Origin of the sequence: Novosphingobium sp. MBES04 (assembly GCF_000813185.1) — a bacterium.
Lineage (GTDB): Bacteria > Pseudomonadota > Alphaproteobacteria > Sphingomonadales > Sphingomonadaceae > Novosphingobium > Novosphingobium decolorationis.
The window spans coordinates 572,545-577,505 of the sequence record NZ_DF850489.1 but is presented as its reverse complement, the minus strand read 5'-3'; the positions used below and the strand labels follow the sequence as shown (position 1 = coordinate 577,505).

6 protein-coding genes and 1 pseudogene are annotated in these 4,961 nt (G+C 62.2%); 2 read left to right on the top strand and 5 right to left on the bottom strand.

The window, feature by feature from the left end:
* The 4 genes and pseudogenes from MBENS4_RS16325 to MBENS4_RS27435 form a co-directional block, all read right to left on the bottom strand.
* Window positions 1-658 (bottom strand): annotated as a pseudogene (locus MBENS4_RS16325) (nucleotidyltransferase domain-containing protein); the annotation flags it as partial.
* A 99-nt stretch (window positions 659-757) separates the two neighbouring features.
* Window positions 758-982: an RNA polymerase sigma factor gene (locus tag MBENS4_RS16320; protein ID WP_039392852.1), complete on the bottom strand. Its 225-nt coding sequence runs from the start codon at window positions 980-982 to the stop codon at window positions 758-760.
* 57 nt (window positions 983-1,039) lie between these two features.
* The gene (locus tag MBENS4_RS27440) at window positions 1,040-2,059 is read right to left on the bottom strand and encodes a chromosome partitioning protein ParB (RefSeq protein ID WP_340140845.1); all 1,020 of its coding nucleotides are present in this window, start codon (window positions 2,057-2,059) and stop codon (window positions 1,040-1,042) included.
* A gap of 104 nt (window positions 2,060-2,163) precedes the next feature.
* The gene (locus MBENS4_RS27435; RefSeq protein ID WP_340140844.1) at window positions 2,164-2,814 is read right to left on the bottom strand and encodes a ParB/RepB/Spo0J family partition protein; all 651 of its coding nucleotides are present in this window, start codon (window positions 2,812-2,814) and stop codon (window positions 2,164-2,166) included.
* Window positions 2,815-3,697: 883 nt separating this feature from the next.
* On the opposite strand from MBENS4_RS27435, the gene MBENS4_RS16310 reads away from it, so the two are divergent.
* Together MBENS4_RS16310 and MBENS4_RS16305 are read left to right on the top strand one after the other, a co-directional pair.
* The gene (locus tag MBENS4_RS16310; protein ID WP_039392851.1) at window positions 3,698-3,943 is read left to right on the top strand and encodes a BrnT family toxin; all 246 of its coding nucleotides are present in this window, start codon (window positions 3,698-3,700) and stop codon (window positions 3,941-3,943) included.
* Window positions 3,940-4,227, top strand: coding sequence for a BrnA antitoxin family protein (locus MBENS4_RS16305; RefSeq protein ID WP_039392850.1), 288 nt, complete (start codon window positions 3,940-3,942; stop codon window positions 4,225-4,227). The genes MBENS4_RS16310 and MBENS4_RS16305 overlap by 4 nt, the downstream gene beginning before the upstream one ends.
* Window positions 4,228-4,311: 84 nt before the next feature.
* On the opposite strand, the gene MBENS4_RS16300 is transcribed toward MBENS4_RS16305, so the two are convergent.
* Window positions 4,312-4,806: a GNAT family N-acetyltransferase gene (locus tag MBENS4_RS16300; protein ID WP_039392849.1), complete on the bottom strand. Its 495-nt coding sequence runs from the start codon at window positions 4,804-4,806 to the stop codon at window positions 4,312-4,314.
* Between the last annotated feature and the right edge of the window lie 155 nt (window positions 4,807-4,961).

The following is a 4,961-nucleotide window of genomic DNA, read 5'->3' as shown; positions in this document are numbered from 1 at the left end:
AACGGAGTGTAAAAGGTCGAGACCAGCAGGACGCAGTGTAGAGGCGTTCAGTGCACTGGTGCAGCTGGAAAGCAGCGTTGTTCAGTCTGCCTTTCGAGAGATTGAACTTGTAGTTGTCGAAGAATTCTCCCCCGCTTGGATACCACTCCTCGTAGTACTCCTTCGCCAGATCCAGCGCCGCATGTGGGGCCTTGGGCTTGGGTGTCGCCAGTTCGCTGTCGTCGGCCTCGTAAAGCGCGATGCCGTCGCGGGCGATGTCCATGAAGAAGTACCGGCCCTGGGCGAGCCCGTCGTTCACTTCCTGCATGGTGTGGACGATGAAATTGACCGGCGTCTTGAGGCTCTCGGTGATGCCGTATTCGCGTATCAGCCGCTCGTCGACGCGGGTCCAGTACTTCACCCGGTCGGTCAGCCGCTTGTCGCTGACGATCACCAGAAGATCGTAGTCCGACTTGTAGCCCTTGGCGGTGTGCGGCTCGTCGATCCAGTTGCCCCGGGCATAGCTGCCGTAGAGCACGATCTTGAGGATGCGCCCCTTCTTCTTCCAGTTCTGCGTCGAAAGCGCGAAGGCGTCCTCGAATTCCTCGAAGACGATCTGCACCACGCGTTCGAGCTCGCGCTGCTTGTTCGCCGGGAGATGGTCGAGGCTCGTTTTCATGGGCACAGACTCGCGCCTAACATCCCAGTTGCCAAGAGCAAAGTGCAAGGGCCGGTCCTGCACAGGACCGGCCCTTGCCGCGTTTGGGGGGAACGCACTTCACGGTTGCGCCCCCAACGCGCGCAACCGCTTGTCCAGATGACGGATGGCGCGCCCGAGGCGTTTTACGACCTGCCGCTGCGACAGTCCGGTGCGCCGGGCGATCTCCTCGACGGACATGCTGTCGAGCCGCATCGCGAGGAATATCTGCCGGTCGAGGTTGGTGAGTTCGAGCAGCGCCGCCTCCATCCGGCGCAGGCGTTCGGGATTGCAGTCCTGTTCCATGGGCCTTGTCTCCTATGCGGAGGAGCCCGGCGACCTTTACCACCGGGCTCACCTCAATCAGGCCGCCTGCGGCAGCGGGTTCGAGGTGTCCGGCCCGGCATTTTCGACCTCGGCAGGCTCGGCGATCCGCATCGAACGCTCGACACTGCCGACACCGCCGCGCTCGGTGTAGGCGCTGGCCGGGAACGCCATCCAGCGCGGTACCCAGCTCTCGTGCCTGCGCCGCCCATTGGTCCCCGTCAGGCAATCGCAGATGATGCCGCGCTGCACCTTGCTCGTCGCCTTGGCGTTCTCGGCGGCGACCTTCTTGCCCGCGACATCGGCCAGCAGATGCCCGATCACCTCGCGGTCACGCACGGCATCGAGCAAGGCATCGTCGGCCTGCCAGACATCGGCCATGGTCACGCCCATGTGCTGACCGAGCATCTCGATCATGCTCGTGCCGATGCTAAGCGTTTCGCCCATGACCACAGCCAGAACCCGCAGCACTTCGGCATCGTCCAGCGCGATCAGACGGCGCAGCAACACGCACAGCCCTTCCCCATCGGGAGCGCCTGCAGTGACGGTCGGCGTGTCGGCATCGAAGCCGAGCAGAGCCAGAACCTCGCGCCGCCGGGCATCGAACAGGCTTTCCGAAAGACAGTTCTCGACGCTCTCGGCCACCGCATCGTTGGGGGCCTTCTGCGGCTCGATCCGCACCGACCATAGGCAAGACCCGGCAATCGCATGGGCAACCATCACCCGCAGCGAGAGCCCGGTATCCTCGACCAGTCTGGCGCGCACGGCGGCATGGCGGTGCAGGTCGATATAGGCGTTCACCGTGCTCGAGACTTCGGGCCGGGCGACCTTCTCCAAGGCTTCCCCGCATTCCAGCCGCCGCGCTTCCTTCGTGGTCACATAGCCTTCGTGAAAGGTCACCTCGCCGCGATGCCCGATGGCGACATAGACGCGCCCGCCCTTCGCCTGCGCCATGCGTTCATGCTCCCACGAATGGAAGGTATCGCCCCTCTCCAGCACGACCACTTCGCCCCATCCGGCCTCGCGCAGTTGCTGGGCTCGATTCTCGACTTCGGCCATCTGGAGGCTCCAAAAGGCTTCCAAAGAGGCAAAATAGGCCTCGTTTCCGAACAAATCGGCGATTGTTTCAATCTTGCAAGCCTCGACATCGAACAGCGCCGCGCTCACCGGGATCGAGGCCCCGCCGAACAGCCATGCCTTGAGCCACGAGCCGGTTGGTGCGGTCGCCCGTTCGTCGTCGTGCAGGTCCAGCCATTCCTTCTGCCTGGCCTTCGATGCATGGTGAGGTGGCGCAGCGACACCGCATCGATGCCGTCCGAGCGGTAGAGGTTGCGCAGGCGTGGGACCAGATTGCCGAGCGCCAGCGTCCGCTTCACCTGCAAGGCCGTCAGCCCGAAGGTCTGCGCGATACCTTCCACGTCACGCCCCTCGCGCACCAGCCGGGTGAAGGTTTCGCAGCGGGTCATCTCGTCGGGATCGAGCCGGGCCACGTTCTCGATCAGCGAGGCTTCGAGGGCTGCCGCATCGTCACCCTGCTCGATCACCGCGCAGGGCAGGTCCTCGATGCCGCCGCCTTCTTCGGCCACCGTACGGGCTGCATGATAGCGCCGCTTGCCTGCGAGGATTTCATAAGCGGGAGGGCTGTCGTTGCCGCCATCACCCGTACCGGGCAGTTCGCGAACGATGAGCGGCACCAGTACGCCGCGTACCCGAACCGAGGGCAGGATATTGGCGATGTCGCAGGTCTTCTTTGTGCCCCGCATGTTGAGGCTGGATACCGAGAGACGCGCAAGGTCGATGTGCATGAGTTCCATTTTGCTTCACTCCTTCCTTCAACCGCCATTGACCGGCGCCAGGGTGGCGGGGGGCGGCAGGAGCGAACCAGCAGCCCCGCCGGCAAAGGCGGGGCGCACCTGACAAGGCCGTAACAACGTGAAGGACCCGGGAGCGCAGCGGACGGGTTGCGCCCCGTCGAGGCGGGGCTATCGGGCAGCGACGCCCCCCGTCACCTTGGAGCCGACAAAGGCCAACGCCGCCGCGCGGGTCAGCGCGGCGACACTTGAAGGGATGCGAACTGCATCCCGCCCCAGACAGGGATCGTCACGGCTCTGCCGACGAGACGGCGGTGCAGCTGGTGGCTCGGTTGAGCGTCAGCGAAATAGAGCCCGGCCGCCCCAACGGCGCGGGTCAGCCTGCAACGTTTACCTCGCGTCAGAGATCGCAAGCCTGATTTATCCACCTGAGCCAACAGATTGAGCCCCTCCCCCGAGGCAGCCGCCAAAATCTTGATGCCCCCGAGATTTCGAAGGAATGCAGTCGCTGTTTCACGCCCAAGTCCACCGTTCCATGCGAACCCGAAACCACAGGGATCGTGAGACCAACCTTCCCTCGTCGACCACCTCCGTCAGCAACGATAAGGGACACGCCAGAGGCTCAATCCGACCCACCGCCGCATGGCGCGCGAGCGCCGACAGGCCCTTCGCCGCTCGAACCTCAGCCACGCAACTGGCACCGTGCTGCCTGATGGCTCACCGATGGAGCAGCGCAAGCCTGGGCTCGACCAGCGCACCGCCAATCCGCCAAGATACTCAAGCAGCTGCGTCGCCGGAGGAATCGAAAGATTGATCGTGATGCTATAGGCAAATTGTAGTTACAAAAAGCGATTGACGGTCAATCAAATCGTAACTACAAAAAGCCATGATAATCGTATGGGATGAACCGAAGCGGCAAGCGAACCTCGTCAAGCACGGGATCGACTTTGCCGATGTGGGCGAAGGGTTCTTCCTCTCCGCCTTGGTGATCCCCGCGAAGGACGGACGCTTTGCCGCCATCGGTGAGATGGACGGCACGATCACGGTGATTTTCGCTGTGCTGGGCACCGAAGGCGTCTCTATCATCTCCGCTCGCCCGGCCAGCATTACGGAACGGAGGCTCCTGCCATGACCGACCCGAAACAGGTCGCTCCCGGATATACCAAGGCCGATATGGATGCGGTCAGCGATAACCCTGAATGGACGGCCGAGGACTTTGCCAGGGCAAAGCCTTTCGCTGAGGCCTTCCCGGACCTTGCAAAGACGATTCGCGCACGCGGTCCTCAGAAGGCCCCGAAAAAGGTCAGCACCACGCTGCGCCTTTCACCCGAGGTAATCGAGCATTTCAAATCCGGCGGCCCCGGTTGGCAGTCACGGATCGATGCCGCTCTCAAGGACTGGGTGGCAGCGCACTAAAGCCACTTCGCGCCCTTTGCTGACGAGCCGTCACCGATCTTGGGCCTGCAAAAGCGGATGGGGGTGTCGCAAGAGAGTGGCCGATCAGCGACAAATAAGCAATTCGCGTCCAGGACGGTCCCCCGGACGTCCGACTGATCGGAAACCCAACTTATGAAGTAGTGCCCAGGAGGCCTCGTTGCCAATCCTGCACTCCGCGGTGATCTGCCTTTTAGGATAGAGCTCCCGTATCCGGGAAATGACGTTGGAAACAGCCTCCAAGGCAAACCCTTGTCGCTGGTGGCGTGACGCGATCCAGTAGCCGATTTCGAGTCTGTCTTCATCGTGTAGATGAGTGCCAACGACGCCGATCAGTCCCCCATCGAGAAAAGCTCCAAGAAAGCAGTTTCTGTCGTCGTTCTGGCCTATCAGTGCGAAGGCATCAGATCGCGTGAAGGGAGAAGGTAGGAAGTGGATCACATCCGTAATCGCGGGATCGTCAGTCATGCCAGCGAGGTCATCGACATCATTGATCAATAGCGGCCTGATCGAGAGCCGCGCGGAAGTGATCTGTGGTAATGTTGCAAGTGGCTGATGCATAATCGTCTTCTTCGAAACGGGTGTTCGGCATTGGTGGTATGGCATTCCCTCGGAGGGAGCCGGTTGCGAGGGCGTCACGCGGTTTGACGCCACCCTCGCACACGGTTTCGGAACGGTTAGTCCCGATAAGGTGGATAATCGATGTAACCTAGAGA

Bases quoted from the DNA above. Each gene is read 5' to 3' on its own strand.
- MBENS4_RS16320 (WP_039392852.1), bottom strand. From the start codon at position 982: ATGGAACAGGACTGCAATCCCGAACGCCTGCGCCGGATGGAGGCGGCG.
- MBENS4_RS27440 (WP_340140845.1), bottom strand. From the start codon at position 2,059: ATGGCCGAAGTCGAGAATCGAGCCCAGCAACTGCGCGAGGCCGGATGG.
- MBENS4_RS27435 (WP_340140844.1), bottom strand. From the start codon at position 2,814: ATGGAACTCATGCACATCGACCTTGCGCGTCTCTCGGTATCCAGCCTC.
- MBENS4_RS16310 (WP_039392851.1), top strand. From the start codon at position 3,698: ATGATAATCGTATGGGATGAACCGAAGCGGCAAGCGAACCTCGTCAAG.
- MBENS4_RS16305 (WP_039392850.1), top strand. From the start codon at position 3,940: ATGACCGACCCGAAACAGGTCGCTCCCGGATATACCAAGGCCGATATG.
- MBENS4_RS16300 (WP_039392849.1), bottom strand. From the start codon at position 4,806: ATGCATCAGCCACTTGCAACATTACCACAGATCACTTCCGCGCGGCTC.